Origin of the sequence: Pedobacter steynii, from assembly GCF_900103665.1 — a bacterium.
Taxonomy (GTDB): Bacteria; Bacteroidota; Bacteroidia; order Sphingobacteriales; family Sphingobacteriaceae; genus Pedobacter; species Pedobacter steynii.
Window position 1 is genome coordinate 195,053 of record NZ_FNGY01000013.1, and the last position, 17,462, is coordinate 212,514.

Consider the following 17,462-nt stretch of genomic DNA (forward strand, 5'->3'; position numbering starts at 1 on the left):
CATTTCTATCTTCTTTTTTTGAGAACATTTTCCCGGTTTGCCCTCTGGTCAATACCCGATCCATGGCCCTTTCTCAGTTCCTCAACCTCTAATTGTATCCTATGAAAAAAAACTTCTACTCAAAGCAATTCCTGAATTCAGTTATTTCTTTATATGATGCAATAAGCTCATTTGCTAAAAAGCAAATGCAGGTGTTTTCTGTCCTGTTTGCCCTGTTCTTTATGTTTTCATTTTCCAGTACAGTTTCTGCTCAGGTTCAGGCCACAGGAGGAACTGGATTGTATAAAAACAACATCTATTGGTTGAATTTTACAGGATTAGATCTTGCCGCAGGACAAAGTAAAACCTTTACGTTTACTGTAAACGGTACAGTCATTACGGCTATTGTTGATAACGTTGCTTTTTCTTCTGGCGGAGCAGGGGCAAGGTTGAGGCCTTATCGTTCCGGAGGATGGCAGGGTGACCGCCTTGACCGTTTGTATAATATCGGAGGTACAGGTACCAGTAATACGTTGGTAAATTCGATCACAACAGTACCGGACGGCGCAGATGCAACTTTTCGCATCCGTGCTTATGCTACTACGGGGACAAGTCCGGCAGATATTGGTTTGGTTTTTGGAAATGGCGAGGATGATTCGCCTACTGAGTTTACGCAAGGTACTACCGACGGGACCAATTGGAAATTGCTGGAAAGAATTATTACCAGTACCACTTTGTCCAGATCGATGACGTTTAGTAATTCGGATAAAACCGTTCGGTTAAACTGTAACCAAAATGCCGCTCTTTTGTATACGGATAAGGCTTCGACGAGTCTTTTGAGCCCTTTAACCATTAATTGCTCTGTTCAGGCTGACGGACTTACCGGGATGGCCCTGGGATTGATGACCTATACGGAGGCATCGGATGCGCCATTGAGCTATGGTTCTCCAATTCATACACTTACACCTACGATTACTGGTGGAGGAAATCCTACACCCGGTATTAATAATACGGTATCTCTTTCAACTCCGGAGCAAATTACCCCTGGAACAGTAACCAAACCGGCAACCCCAAGGTTAGGCGCCATATCAGGAGATTTCGACCCGGCGGTTTTTACAGCTTTGGGAACAAATGCAGATGCTGACAACCTTAACGGAGAAAATGATGAGGATGGAATCGCAAGTTTTCCAAGGCTAAGGGTAAATGCAACAACTTATAGTGTAACTGCTGCGGTAGGAAACACGACGGGCCTTCCGGTTAACCTGGTGGGCTGGATAGATTTTAACCGAAACGGAACTTTTGAAGCTTCTGAAGGACAACAGGTCAGTGTGGCAAATGGCGCCACAACAGCTACGCTAACCTGGACAGGTTTATCAGGACTGGTCGCAGGGCAAACTTACGCCCGTTTCAGAATTTCGAATACCATCGCGGCGGTGCTAACCACCGGAACCCCAGGATCTGTGATCAGTAACGGGGAGGTCGAGGATTATACTTTACAAATTTTACCGCTTGATTTTGGCGATGCGCCAAATAGTTATGGAACGAGACTGGTTAACGACGGACCCAGGCATGCACTGGATAGCAGACTCCGGATTGGGGCGACTACAGATGGAGAATTGGATGGGCAGCCAGTGGCTGCCGGAGCAAATGCGAACGGCACAAACGGCGATGGTCTGGATGAAGATGCTTTTACGACATTACCAGCGCTCAGAGAAGGTGCAACCAGTTACAGTATGACTGTTCCGGTTAGCAATACCACTGGGGTAGCTGCAAGAATGGTAGGCTGGGTAGATTTTAATAAAAATGGTACTTTCGAGGCTTCAGAGGGAGTTTTGGTCAGCGTTCCTAATAATGCCACTTCAGTTGTCCTGAACTGGACGGGGGTATCCAACCTTATTGCTGGCCTAACTTATGCCCGTTTGAGGCTAACTACAGATGCGATATCTACCGCGACAACGGGAGGGGCGATGACTGATGGAGAAGTGGAAGATTATAGTGTAATGATCGAGCGGACCTATGATTTAGGACTCCTCAAAACTTCAAATCCAACTACAGTTAATGCGGGGCAGGCGCTCACTTATACCATTACATTGACCAACAACGGACCAAGCGCCATGCTCGCTGCAGATGTGATTAAAGTGATAGATAACTTGCCTGCTGGATTTACTGCTACAACCTTTACGCCTGCGCAGGGTACTTATACCAGCAGTACAGGCGATTGGACCGGGCTGACACTGACTACCGGACAAAGTACTACTTTAACCATAGCCGGTACAGTAGCCGGAAACGTAACCAGTGCTTTGACAAATACGGTAACGGTAACCAATCCTCCGGGAATCACTGATCTTGTTCCGGGAAACAATACCGCAACGGTAGTTACCAATGTGAATCGGGTGATTGATTTTGAAGTCACAAAGATTTCAACACCAAATCCAGTAGCGGCGGGCACTACTTTGACTTATACCGTTACCCTTAAAAATAACGGGCCAAGTAGTTTATTGATTGCCGATATTGTGAAGGTGGTGGATGTCCTTCCTGCTGGTTTTACAGCTACAAGTTTCACCGCAGCCAATGGCAGCTATACCAGTGCCAGCGGGAATTGGACAGGGCTTACCCTTGCCAGTGGACAAAGTACAACTTTAACCATTGTTGGTACCGTAGGTGCTGCTGTAACCAGCTCATTGACGAATACCGTCACTGTAACTGCACCAGCAGGAATTACAGACCCTGTACCGGGAAATAATACTGCTACAGATATCAATGTTGTTCAGGCTAAACCTGTGCTGGCGATCACCAAACTTGGTGCTGCTAATGTCACCGCGGGTAATACGGCTACTTATACCTTAACGGTTACCAACACCGGAACAAGTAATGCGGTGAATGCCGACATTAGTGATGCGGTACCGGCCACCTTAACAAATGTAAGCTGGACCAGTTCCGTTGCCGGAACTGCAGCCGTAACTACGGGAGCAACAGGTAATGGAAATACGGTAAACCTAAAAGCGAATATCCCTGCGGGAACAGGAAATACGGTAACGGTGACCATCACCGGAACGGTAAATCCTGCAGCAACAGGAACAATTAGCAATACAGGAACGGCAACACCTGCCGAGCCAAATGGAACAGGAAGCAGTTCTACTGTAAGTTCAAATGTGACCAGCACCTCTGGGGTGGTCATTGTGAAAACAGGGCCTTCAACGGCTATTGCAGGAAATGTAATCAGCTACCAGATTGAAGTAAGCAATAACGGGCCAAGTAATGCAACCGGAATTGTCGTTACAGATCCGGTTCCTGCGAATTTAACCAATGTGAGCTGGACAACCCAGATCGCAGGTACAGCAACCATTACTGCAGGAAGTACAGGTAGCAGTTCCAGTGTCAGTGTAACGGCCAATATCGCTGCAGGAGCTGCCAACAAAGTCACCATTACAGTGACCGGAACGATTAACCCTGCTTTTGCCGGAAACATCACCAATGTGGCCACGGCAACGCCTAAAGAAAGCGGTAGTACACCTGTGAGTTCGCAAGTGACTACTGCGGTGACCAAACAACCGGTATTTACCGTGACCAAAACCGGTCCCGCTACGGCGAATGCCGGAGATCCGATAGCCTATGTCATCACGGTTAAAAACACAGGGCCTTCAAACAGTTTGAATACGGTGATTACGGATGCCATTCCTGCCAGCATCAGCAATGTCAGCTGGACCTCTGCTGTGACAGGAGGTACCGCTGTAATCAATTCAGGTGCAAGCGGAAGCGGGAATACCCTTAGTCTGAATGCCAACTTTAACGTAAACAGTACCATACAGATCTCAGTTTCCGGTACGATAAATTCAAACGCCACCGGTACAATTACAAATAGTGCTACAACAACACCTGCAGAAGCGGGTGTGACCCCAACAACTTCAACACCGGTAAATACCGTGCTTAGTGCGAAGTCGGGCCTGACGATTCTGAAAACTGCGCCTGCAACTGCAGATGCCGGTACGGCAATTTCCTATACGATAACTGTGGGGAATACCGGGCCAAGTAATGCCATTGCTGCAAATATTAAAGATGTGATTCCGGCAGAAATTCAGGGCATAACCTGGACCTCTTCTGTTACCGGGAATGCAACCATCACTTCCGGAGGTGCCGGAAGCGGTAATAATCTGCAAACAGTAGCAAATATTCCGGCTGGTACGGGTAATAAGGTGGTGTTGACTATAAACGGAACCATCAGTCCGGCTTTCAGTGGAAACAGTGCGAATACGGCCTCAGTAACGGCAACAGAGCCAGGTAGTCTTTCACCTACCTCCACAGCGACGACTACGGTGAGCAGGTTACCGGAGTTATCGGCAACGAAAAACGGTCCTTCCAATGTAATTGCCGGAGATGTAATTGTTTATAAAATTGTCGTTAGCAATACTGGGACCGGTGATGCGATCGGTGCCACGATTAGAGATGCTGTTCCAGCTAAGATCGGTAATGTGACCTGGGTGGTTAGCAAAACAGGTACAGCGAGCTTCGTGGGTAATGCATCGAATACGGGTAACAATATCAACTTTACAGGAAGTATCCCTGCAGGTGCAGGAAATACCATTGTCATCGATGTTACAGGAACGGTATTGCCTTCTGCAACAGGGAACTTTAGTAATATGGCAATAGCCATCCCGACAGAACCGGTACCTTCGGTGAACTCGAATACCGTGGTAACTACGATTTCCAATCAATCGGGATTGGTGATGTTGAAAAACGGACCTTCCACCGCACAAGCCGGAACTGCCATTTCTTATACTTTAAAAATTACCAATAACGGATTGAGCGATGCGATGAATGCATCCATTACTGATATTGTTCCTGCAGAAATTACAGGTGTGACCTGGAGTTCAACGGTTCAGGGAACGGCAACACTTATCGGTACCGGTACCGGAACAGGAAATTCAGTGAGTCTGAACGGTAATATTCCGACAGGTGCTGCAAATGCAATTCTGGTAACGATCAACGGAACTGTTAATCCTTCCTTTAGTGGTAGTATCAGCAATACTGGTACTGCAGATCCATCGGAAGTGGGGAGCCCTTCTTCAAGTTCTACCGTAACCACACAGGTGAGCCGGACTCCGGTATTGACCATTACCAAAACAGGACCAGCAACATTAAATGCCGGACAAAATATCAGCTATACGATCGAAGTAACCAATACCAGTGTTGCCGATGCGAAAGCATTGGTGATTTCCGATGCGGTTCCCGCAGAAATTGGAAATGTAAGCTGGACGGCAAGTACTGCAGGTTCGGCAGGATTGATCGGTACAGGAACCGGAACAGAAAATGCAATCAGCATTACCGGAAACCTTCCTGCAGGAGCAGCGAATAAAATCACGGTTACGGTAACAGGAACACTTGCCGCATCATTTAACGGGTCATTGTCAAATACAGCCACAGCGACACCGGCAGAACCAGGCACAACGCCTAAATCGGCTACGAGTACAACTCAGATCAGCAGAAAACCAATATTAACTATTGTAAAAGCAGGCCCGGTAACGATTACTGCTGGTCAGCAGATTACTTATACAGTGACGGTTTCCAATACAGGAACTTCGAATGCTGTTGCTGTTGCGATAACAGATGTGATTCCTGCCAGTATTAAAGGAGTAAGCTGGGCTTCAGCAGTATCCGGTTCGGCATTGGTCAATACGGGGGCAACAGGCTCCGGTAATAATCTTGCTGTTTCCGCCGATATTCCGGCCGGTGCAGCAAATAAGGTGACTTTAACGATTAGAGGAACGGTTGATCCGGCCTTTAGCGGAAGCATCGCCAATACGGCTACGGCTACTCCATCGGAGGCTGGAACTACCCCGGTAACCTCTACAACGACCGCCACTGCGAGCCGTATTCCAGAAGTAAGTATTACTAAAACCGGTCCTGCAACACGAATTTCAGGTCAAAATATCAGCTATACCATCACTGTGAATAACTTCAGCAGTTCAGATGCCAAAGCATTGGTAATTGCCGATCAGGTGCCTGCCTCAATTACAGGAGTAACCTGGTCAGCAGTCGTTAGCGGAACAGCAGTGGTTAACGGAACACCAAATGGAACAGGCAATGCGATCAGCATTACCGGAGACTTGCCTGCGGGAAGTGGCAATACAATTACCATCACCGTAAATGGAACGGTATCCCCTGGATTTAACGGAAACATTACCAATACGGTAACTGCAACACCTGCAGAACCTGGAACGGTTGCTAAAACAGCAACAAGCACGGCCACTGTCAGCAAAATACCTACATTAAGCATTCAGAAAACAGGACCTGCAACGATTTCTGCAGGCCAGCAAATCAACTATACGTTAACGGTTAACAATACAGGAACAGCGAATGCGGACAATGCCGTGATTACTGATGTGGTTCCGGCCGGAATTTCAAATGTAACCTGGACTGCAACTCCTGAAGCCGGAGCAGCCATTGTAGGTACGGCCACGGGTACTGGAAACAACATTACCGTAAATGCCAATATTCCGGCAGGTACAGCTAATGTGGTTAAGGTCAATATTCAGGGAACGGTTAGCGCATCAGCCACAGGAACGCTAAGCAATACCGGTACGGTAACCCCGGCTGAAGCAGGTACTACGCCTGCCAGTTCTACTGTGACTACAACCTTGCAATCCACTCCTGGTATCACCTTAACTAAATCTGGTCCTTCTCAAATTTCGGCGGGACAAACCGTTACTTATACCGTAATTGCCGGCAATAGTGGTCCATCTGATGCGACCAATTTAAGCATCAGTGATATCGCTCCTGCTCCGCTAACCAATGTCAGCTGGACTGCAGTGGCTGAGGGAACAGCAAGTGTAACGGCAGGTGCCGGCGGAACGAATAACAATAATGTTCTGGTGAAAGGAAATATTGCTGCGGGAGCAGGGAACCGGATCCTGATTACGATCAGCGGACAGGTGCCTTCTGCCACTACAGCGACGTCATTCGCGAATACTGCCACAGCTACACCTTCAGAACCTGGTATAGCTCCTGTGAATTCAAATACGATTACTACGACAATCAATAAAAAGGTCAATATCTCGGCAGTAAAATCTGCAACGGCTGCACTTTCTGCCGGAGAGAACATTACCTATACTTTAGAAGTGAAAAACAGCGGGCCAAGTGATGCCTTAAATCTGGCAATCACAGATCAGTTGCCTGCAGGTATTCTGAATATCAGCTGGACTACCAGTGCAACAGGAACAGCTTCAGTAATTTCCGGAGGAACCGGAAGCGGGGCTGCGTTAAGCTTAAATGCCAACATTCCTGCAGGTACGGGTAATGTGATCCTGGTTACGGTAACTGGTAAAGTAGATCCTTCATTTACAGGTACTGAACTGGTGAATGTCTTCCAGGTAACGCCTTCAGAGCCAGGTAATCCAGCGGTGACTTCTAATACCACCACCACATTAATCAGCAGAAAAGCAGACCTGCAGATTCAAAAAACCGGCCCGGCAACAATAATTGCAGGTCGTGCAATCAATTATACCATTACAGTAACCAACGCGGGGCCATCAAGAGCAACCAATGTAAGTATTGCGGATGCAGTGCCGGCAGGAATTACTGGCGTAACCTGGACGGCATCTGTACAAAACGGAGCTGATATCAATGGTGCGGCTTCAGGATCAGGGAATGCGATTGCTATTCCGGCAACGCTTGCTACAGGATCCACAGTGACGATCAGTATCTCCGGAACTGTTGCGGCCAGCTTTACGGGAACCTCATTGGTGAATACAGCAACTGCAACACCGGGGCCAGGGATTACCGATCCTACACCGGCAACAAGCACGGTAACGACTACCGTTAGCCGTGTGGCCAATGTAAGGATCATCAAAACCGGTCCGGCAAACGTTGTTGCGGGTGATGCGATTGTTTATACCCTCAGAATTCTTAATGATGGTCCAAGTAATGCACCAGGCGTGGTCGTTTTAGATGCCCTTAATGCCCTGGTAAAGGATGCGACCTGGACAGCTACCGGCCTTAACGGAGCCGCTGTAAGTACGATGAACGGAGCAGGAAACGTAAACTTTACAGCAGATATTCCCGCGGGAACAGGAGAAGTAAATGTGGTGATTACAGGGACATTGGATCCTGCAGCTCCTCAGACTACGTTTAACAATACTGCAACTGCGAATTTCCCTCCCGGAAGCCCGGTTACCGATCCGGATCTTTCTTCCAATACAAGTACGGTTCCTACGAAAGTAGTACAGCAAACGGATTTATTGGTTTCTAAAAGCGGCCCTTCTACCATTAATATTGGCGATAGAATAGATTATACCATCCAGATTAAAAACGGAGGACTCAGTAACATTACCAACGCATCTATCACGGATATCGTTCCGAATTCTGTTGATGTAACGAATTGGACGGTTACACCTTCGAATGGTGCTACCGTTGCGGGTTCTGCCAATATGTTATCCGGAACAGGGAATTCGATTGTCACCACAGGAGATATTCCGGCTACTGTTTCCGGTACGATACCTGCCCTGATCCTGATCAGAATCACAGGTACCGTAAAAACAACTGCTGATGCCATGTTTACCAACGAGGTTGTGGTGGTTGCAAACGGAGAAGAAAGAAGTGCGGTGGTTACGGCGGTAAATCAGTCTACCGATATCTATGTAGAGAAAAGCGGGCCTCAATCTGTGATTGCAGGATCGGCGATTACTTATCAGCTGAAGATCGGAAATGACGGACCGGTTAACATTACCGGGCTTGCAATTGCCGACAATATTCCTGCAGATATTAAGAATGTGAGCTGGACAAGTACCATTTTTGGCAATGCTTCACTTACCGGTGCAACGCAGGGAACAACTGGCAATATCGCCACTACGGCAAATATAGAAGCGGGAACTGGTAACTACATCCTGATCGATGTTAAAGGAACAGTAGATGCCGCAACAGCCGGTAAAAATATCACCAATACCGTGACGGCCACTTTACCTGCGGGTAAGTCGGATTTTAACATGGCAAACAACAGCAGTTCAGTAATCACTGAGATCATTTCAAAATCAGGATTGTCTGTTCGCAAGATGGGGCCTTCCGATGCGGTATCAGGTGCTGAAATTACATATACCGTGATTGTTGCCAATGCAGGGCCTAGTAATGTAGTTCAGACTGCGATTACAGATGTGGTGCCTGCAAACGTTAAAAATGTAAGCTGGACTTCTGCTAAAACCGGAACCGCAAACATTACAGCTGGGGCAACGGGAACGAACAATAACAATGTCAGCCTTATGGTTGATATCCCTGCAGGTGCAGGAAATGAGGTGACCATCACTATAAAAGGAACCATTGATCCGGGATTTGCCGGACAACTGATCAATAATGCGGTAGCTACACCTGCAGAAGCTGGTAATACACCGGTAACATCAGAAAATGTAACCACCAATGTACTGAACAAATCAAGCTTAACGATTGTAAAATCCGGACCTTCAATCGTTGACGCGGGAGGAACGGTACAATACAGTATTGATGTGAACAATGCGGGACCTAGTAACGCGGTTGCTTCGGTCATCACTGACCAGGTTCCTGCGGGCTTAACCAATGTTCGCTGGACAACAGCGACAACTCCAGGGGTTACAGTTACTGCCGGAGCAACGGGAACGAATAATAACTCAGTTTCGGTAACGGCTAATCTCCTTGCCGGTACTGGCAAATTAACGATTACCATCATCGGCGATGTTCCGGCAAACAGTGCAGTGGGTAACCTGTTGAATTCAGCAGTAGTGACCCCGGCAGAACCGGGTAATCCACCGGTGACTTCCAATCAGGTGACTACAGCGATTGTTAAAAATGTAAACCTGAGTTTAACCAAGTCCGGCCCTGCAACTTTAAACGCAGGAGAGGCGATTACCTATACGCTGGCGATTAAGAATACAGGTCCTTCGAATGCAACGGCAGCAAGGCTTACAGATGTGGTTCCTGCGGATATCAAGGTGGTATCCTGGACGAGCACAGTGGCCGGGGGTACAGTGATCAGCAGCGGTAGTACCGGAACAGGAAATAACCTTGATTTAATTGCAGATATTCCTGCAAACGGAACGCTTCTGGTTAACGTAAAAGGTACAGTAGATCCATTGTTTGCAGGTACACTAACCAATACTGCGACATTAACACCGACTGAAGCCGGAGAGACACCAATTAATGCGGTGGCTACCACAACAGTTAAAAAATTAACGAAATTACAGATTACTAAAACCGGGGCAGCAAATGCCGTAGCCGGTCAGCTGATGACTTATCAGATCAAGGTTTCTAATGCAGGTCCAAGTACTGCAATTGCAGCCCTGATTACAGATGCGATTCCGGTTCAACTGGAAGAAGTTAGCTGGACAACGGAAGTAACCGGCGGATCGATGATCACGGAAGGTGCAGTCGGAACAGGTAATGCTTTAAGTGTAAAAGCAAATATTCCGGCAGGGCAACAACATGAAATCACGATTAATGTGAGCGCTAAAGTTGCTGCGTCTTATGCAGGAACAATCAGCAATATTGCGACGGTGACACCTGCTGATCCGGACAATCCGCCAGTGGTTACCCCACCAGTAGAAACGGTGGTTGTTCAGCGTCCTGTGATTGTACTGAGTAAAACCGGTCCCGCTACAGCCACTGCTGGTGGAGCGATCAGCTACACCATTGAAGCCAATAATACCGGACTGAGTGATGCCACTAACCTGGTAATTACTGATGCAGTGCCTGCAAACATTAAAAATGTAAGCTGGACTGCTGCTATTTCTGGTAACAGTTCAATTAACGGACTGAATCAGGGTTCAGGTAATGCCATCAGTCTGAATGGCAATATCCCTGCAGGAGCGAATAATAAGATTGCAATTACGGTGAATGGAACGGTAGATCCTGCTTTTGCCGGAACATTAAGCAATACGGCTACAGCTACACCTGCCGAGCCAGGTAATCCGCCAGTGATTACACCTCCTGTGACCACGACAGTGACACAGTCGCCGGTAATTGTGGTCAATAAAACCGGCCCTGCTACAGCAGTCGCCGGTGGAACGATCAGCTATGTGATCGAAGTAAGTAATACCGGCCTGAGTGATGCTAAAAATCTTGCCATCTCAGATGTACTTGATCCGGCAATTTTCGGAGCCAGCTGGACAGCCAGCACTTCGGGAAGTAGTACGATCAATGGCGCAGCCACAGGATCAGGAAATGTCCTGCTGAATGGTAACATCCCTGCAGGTGCCGGTAATAAGATCAGCATCACAGTTAACGGAAAAATAAGTCCTGATTTTGCAGGTAAGATCATCAATACTGTTACCGGAACACCATCAGAACCTGGTAATCCTCCAGTGGTTAGTCCTCCGGTGGAGACTAATGTAAATAAGGAACCGGTAATTGTGGTAACCAAAACCGGACAGTCGACTGCCATAGCGGGAGGAGAGGTGATCTATACGATCGTCGTTGTGAACAATGGTTTGAGTAATGCATCAGGTACTGCTATTGTAGATGACGTTCCTGCAGAACTGATCAATGTGAGCTGGACTGCAGTCAGGTCTAATGATGCAACAGTAATTACAGGAGCATCAGGTTCAGGAAATCAGGTTCGTGTAACCGGAGATTTACCTGCCGGAAATTCAAATAATAAAATTACGATTACGGTAAAAGGAACGGTTAATCCAGGATTTTCAGGGAAGATCAATAACGTGGCCACTGCCTCAGTCCCTGGGATCAATATTCCGAATGTGGTGACTCCTCCTGTGGAAACAGAGGTAGGATCTAAACCAGGAATTATCCTTCGTAAAGACGGGCCTTCCACTGCGGTTGCAGGATCGGAAATTACCTATACGATTACAGCGGGAAATACAGGATTAAGTAATGCACAGAACCTTTTAATTTCAGATGGTATTCCTACTCAGCTAAGTAATGTCAGCTGGACGTCGAACATCACGGGAGCAGCCGTTGTAAACAGCGGGGCAAGCGGAACAGGAAATGTCATTCAGTTAAACGGTAACATTCCTGCCGGTATAGCCAATACGATTGTGATTACGGTTAAAGGAACTATTGATCCTTCATTTAATGGAAACTTAACCAACAAAGCAATCGCGAGTCCATCAGAACCTGGTATTGTTCCGGTGGAAGCAACCAGTACGGCAGTGGTAAGTAAAACACCTGTTTTAGCGATTGCTAAAAACGGACCTGCCACGATTTCTGCCGGTCAGGACATTACGTATACCATTAATGTCAGCAATACCGGAACAGCAAATGCAGATAACGCTTCGGTGATTGATCAGATCCCTGTAAACATCACCGGCGTCAGTTGGATTGCGACTGTAAACGGAGCGGTAAGTGTGCTGAGTGGTGCGGCAGGAAATGGCAATAACCTTTCTGTCAATGTGAATGTTCCTGCGGGTGCAGCGAATACGATTCTGATCACAGTGAAAGGAAAGGTAAGTCCATCTGCAACGGCAGATCTGGTGAATAAAGCAACTGTAACGCCTGCAGAGCCAGGTACAGTGCCGGTGAGTTCTTCGGTAACAACGACTTTAAAACAGGAACCTTCAGTGAGCCTGGTAAAAAGCGGGCCGTCACAGATCTCCGCAGGTCAGACGGTAACTTATACGTTAATCGCAGGAAATAACGGACCATCGGATGCACGGAATTTATCGGTCACCGACCCTGTTCCAGCTGGATTAACCGATGTAAACTGGGCTGCAACTGTTGAGGGATCGGCAACGATCATCAGTGGTGCTACGGGCTCAGGCAATGCCGTTTCTGTAAAAGGAGACATTAATGCCGGCCCGGGTAACCGTATCCTGATCACCATTACAGGAAAGGTTCCGGGATCAGCACCTGCGGGAGTGCTGACGAATACGGCCACTGCAACACCTTCAGAACCAGGTATCCCTGTGGTACCTTCAAATACCATAACCACTACAATAGATCATAAATTAAACATCAGGGCAGTGAAGTCTGCGCCGACAGCTATTGCTGCCGGAGAAGGCATCAGTTATACCTTAGAAGTATTTAATGATGGCCCTGCCGATGCGGCGAATCTGGCCATCAACGATGCGATCCCTGCGGGAATCCTCAATGTGAGCTGGACAACCGGCATGTCGGGTACTGCCAGCATTGTGGCAAATGGAACCGGTAGCGGTACCACCATAAATCCGAGGGTGAATATCCCTGCGGGTGCCGGGAATTCCGTGACGGTATTCATCAAAGGAACAGTAGACCCTGGTTATACTGGTACAACATTGAAAAACAGTTTTACAGCGACTCCGTCTGAACCTGGTAATCCTCCGGTAACCTCCGATGAGGTGGTCACCAATGTGGTTAAAACTGCAGACCTGCAGATTCAGAAAACAGGACCTTCGACATTGGTTGCAGGTTCGGCCATCAGTTATACCATTAATGTGAAAAATGCAGGCCCAAGTAATGCAGGGACTGTAAATATTGCAGATGTTATTCCTGTGGGAGTAAGCAATGTAAACTGGACAGCTACTGCGTTGAACGGTGCCGTTATTGCAGGAGCAAGTACCGGTACAGGTAATATCAATGTAAATGCATCGATTCCTGCAGGGAATGCTGAGGTACAGATCCTGCTAACCGGAACTGTTGATGCAGCATACACAGGCACAAGTCTGGTGAATACGGCTACCGCAACACCTGGAGCCGGAATTACAGACCCTACACCTGCAACAAGCACCGTAACCACTGCAATTACAAGGGTAGCGAATGTGAGGATCACGAAATCAGGGCCTGCCGATATTGCAGTAGGCGAAATGATGACCTATAACCTTCGCATTGTAAACGATGGGCCAAGTGATGCAACAGGTGTAATGATTAAAGATGCGATCCCTGGTAACCTCGAAGCGGGAGCAACCTGGACAGCAACGCTGACCGGTGGTGCAACGCTGAGTGCAGCCAACGGAACGGGTGATCTGGACATCACAGGTAGTATCCCTGCCGGAACAGGTGTCATCAATATCAGTATCAGCGCAAAAGTAAAAGCAAGCAATCCGGATAAAGCGACGTTTACAAATACAGCAACGGCTTTCTTCCCTGTGGGAAGTCTGGTTACAGATCCTGATCTGAGCTCTAATACCAGTACCGTACCGACCATAATTAACAACGATCCGGTACTTCGGGTATCAAAAGGCGGACCTTCAACGGTCAATATCGGCGATCCAATCAATTATACGATTGTGGTAAGAAATGGTGGAGCTGGTAACATTACCAATGCTGATATTTCTGATCCGGTACCAAATGACGTAGCGGTAAGCAGCTGGACAGTGACCCAAACGGGTGGTGCAACGATTACCGGAGCGCTTTCCGGTACGGGTAATAATATCCTGACCAAAGCTGATATCCCGGCAGATGGCAATCCAAATACAGCGATCACGATTAATGTGACAGGAACGGTAAAAACAAGCGCTAGCGCTACGTTTACAAACACCGTGACCGTTACAGCGAATGGGGTGAGAACCAGTTCAGTGGTGACTGCCGTAAATCAGTCTACCGATCTTAAAATAGAAAAAACAGGACCTCAGGCGGTGAATTCAGGAGCTGGTATTGCTTACACGATCAAGGTGAGTAACCTGGGTCCGATAGCTGTTGCAGGACTGACCATTGCTGACAATGTGCCTGTGGAAATCGGACAGACCAACTGGACAGCTCAGGCCTTTGGAGCAGCAACACTGACCGGTACGACAACCGGCTCGTCAAATGCGATATTGACACAGGCGAATGTTCCGGTAGGTGCGGCCAACTATATTCTGATCAATGTGAATGGCGTGGTCAATGCCAATACACCTTCGGGCAATATCAGCAATGTGGCCAGTGTAACCCCGCCAAATGGTGTTGCCGATTTTAACATGACCAACAATACCAGTCAGGTAAATACGCAGATCAGTTCTGTATCCGGATTGAGCATCAGCAAATCAGGACCTCCAAGCGGAGTTTCGGGCTCTGCGATTACGTATACGATAAAAGTGAAAAACAGCGGGCCAAGTAATGCCAACCAGGCACAGATTAAAGATGTGGTACCGGCAGGGGTGACTGCTGTTAGCTGGACTGCGACTGCAGCAGGTACTGCGACGATCAATTCAGGAGCTGCCGGAAATGGAAATACAGTTGCTGTTTCTGCAAATATTCCTGCAGGTGCAGCCAACGAAATCAACATCACAGTTAACGGAACAATAGATCCAGGATTTAGTGGCCAGCTGTTAAATAACGCAACAGTTAGCCCGTCAGAACCAGGTAATCCTCCGGTAACCTCAGCAGATGTGACGACCACAGTAAGCAATAAATCAAGTGTGCGCATTGTGAAATCGGGACCAACAAGTATTGAAGCGGGTAAAACCGTCAATTATACCCTTGCCATCAGCAATGCAGGTCCTGGGAATGCAATGAATGTGGATATCGCCGATGCGGTTCCTGCACTGTTAACCGGCGTTAGCTGGACGGCAACGGTCAATTCTGGCGCGGTGATCAGGTCGGGTGCAACAGGTACCGGAAATGCAGTTGCCCTTAAAGTTGACCTTCCTGCCGGAACTGGTGCAGTAACGGTAAATATTACAGGATTGATTCCTGCGAACGCTGCAAACGGAAGCATCAGCAATACCGCTACAGCAACTCCGGTTGAACCAGGAAATCCTGCAGTCCCTTCCAACACGGTGACTACAGCTATTGTCAACAATGCGAGTTTAAGCCTGGTTAAAAGTGGCCCTGCTACGCTAAAATCAGGAGAGACAATCAGCTATACGCTGAGTGTTAGCAATACCGGACCATCAGACGCCATGGGTGTCAAAGTTAAAGATGTTGTTCCGGCCCAGGTAACTGGTGTTACCTGGACCAGCACAGTTGCCAATGGCGCAACCATTAGCTCCGGTGCAAATGGTGCAGTGAATAACGTAGACCTGACTGTAGATCTGCCAGCGAACGGTAGTATCCTCGTGACGATCACCGGTAAGGTAAATCCAACTTTTGCAGGAGTCATCCTCAATAAAGCGGCACTTACCCCGGCAGATCCTGCTAAACCAGTGATCAATTCGGAAGTGAGTACTACAGTGACCAATATCTCTGGTTTAAAAATCAGTAAAACCGGTCCGGCAACAATTGCGGCAGGCCAGGTGATGAAATACCAGATTAAAGTCAACAATATCGGGCCTGGTACGGCACAGAATGCGGTCATCACCGATGCCATCCCTGTTAAATTAACAGGAGTAACCTGGACGGCTGTAGCTGCTGGAAATGCGACCATCTCCAGCGGACAAACCGGATCAGGAAATAACCTGAGTGTAACGGCAACCGTCCCATCGGGATCGAATGATGTCATTACGATAGACATTACCGGAACGGTTGATGCCTCTTTTGCAGGTAAATTAAGTAATACGGCAACGGTTACGCCAATAGAACCAGGAAATCCACCAGTGGTGACGCCACCGGTAGAAACTGAGACTACGCTGAAACCAGGAATTACCATTGTTAAAACAGGTCCTGACAAGATCAGTGCAGGTGCGCCGATTACTTATGTAATCACGGCAGGGAACACCGGATTTAGCAATGCAAAAGACCTGGTGATCACCGATAATGTGCCTTCACAAATCAAAAATGTGAGCTGGACAACCGCAGTTTCAGGAACAGCTGCGGTAACCTCGGGTGCTACAGGATCAGGAAATGCAGTGGTTGTAAAAGGAGACATTGCCGCTGGTGCAGCAAATAAAGTGGTCATCACGATTACAGGTACGGTTGATCCTGGCTATACCGGTCAGCTGAGTAATATAGCAACAGGTACACCTGCTGAACCAGGCATTCCTCCAGTGGTTACCCCTCCGGTGACGACGGAAGTCAGCAAAACACCGGCGTTTGCCATCACTAAAACCGGCCCTGCGCAGTTGAAATCAGGTGAGTTAATTACTTATGTGGTTGAGGTGAGCAATACTTCTTTCAGCAACGCAGATAATATGGTGATCGCCGATTTGATCAGCAGTGATATCCAGAATGTAAAATGGACAACTGCGATTACCGGAACCGCGAAAATCATATCCGGAGGAACCGGAAGCAGCAGTAATGTAAGCGTCACAGCTGACCTTCCAGCAGGTGCGGGAAATAAAGTGATCCTGACGATTACCGGTAACATTTCCAAATCATTTACCGGAAGGATAGACAATACGGCCAGGGCATTCTCGGGAGCAGGTACGGTGGAAGTTAGCAGTAATACCGTTTCTACAACAGTAGACAATGCAGACTTTATTATTCCTAATATCATCACTCCAAATGGGGATGGCAGCAATGATACCTTCAAAATCAAGGGACTGGAAAACTACCCTGGAACTCAGGTGACGATCTTCAACAGATGGGGTAATGAAGTTTACCGTTCTGCCAATTACCAGAACGATTGGGATGGTAGCCAGCTGAATGAAGGGACTTATTATTACCTGATCCTCAGGAAAGAGAAATCGGGAAGTACAACGGCGTTTAAAGGATGGATGTTTATAAAAAGGTAATACAAA

General features: G+C 47.7%; 1 protein-coding gene. It reads left to right on the forward strand.

Going from position 1 to position 17,462, the window contains the following annotated elements:
- The first annotated feature begins 101 nt into the window (after window positions 1–101).
- The gene (locus tag BLQ87_RS33615) at window positions 102–17,456 is read left to right on the forward strand and encodes a T9SS type B sorting domain-containing protein (RefSeq protein WP_074612369.1); all 17,355 of its coding nucleotides are present in this window, start codon (window positions 102–104) and stop codon (window positions 17,454–17,456) included.
- Window positions 17,457–17,462 lie beyond the last annotated feature (6 nt).

Excerpts from the sequence above, each read along its gene's own strand:
- BLQ87_RS33615 (WP_074612369.1), top strand. The coding sequence starts at position 102 with ATGAAAAAAAACTTCTACTCAAAGCAATTCCTGAATTCAGTTATTTCT.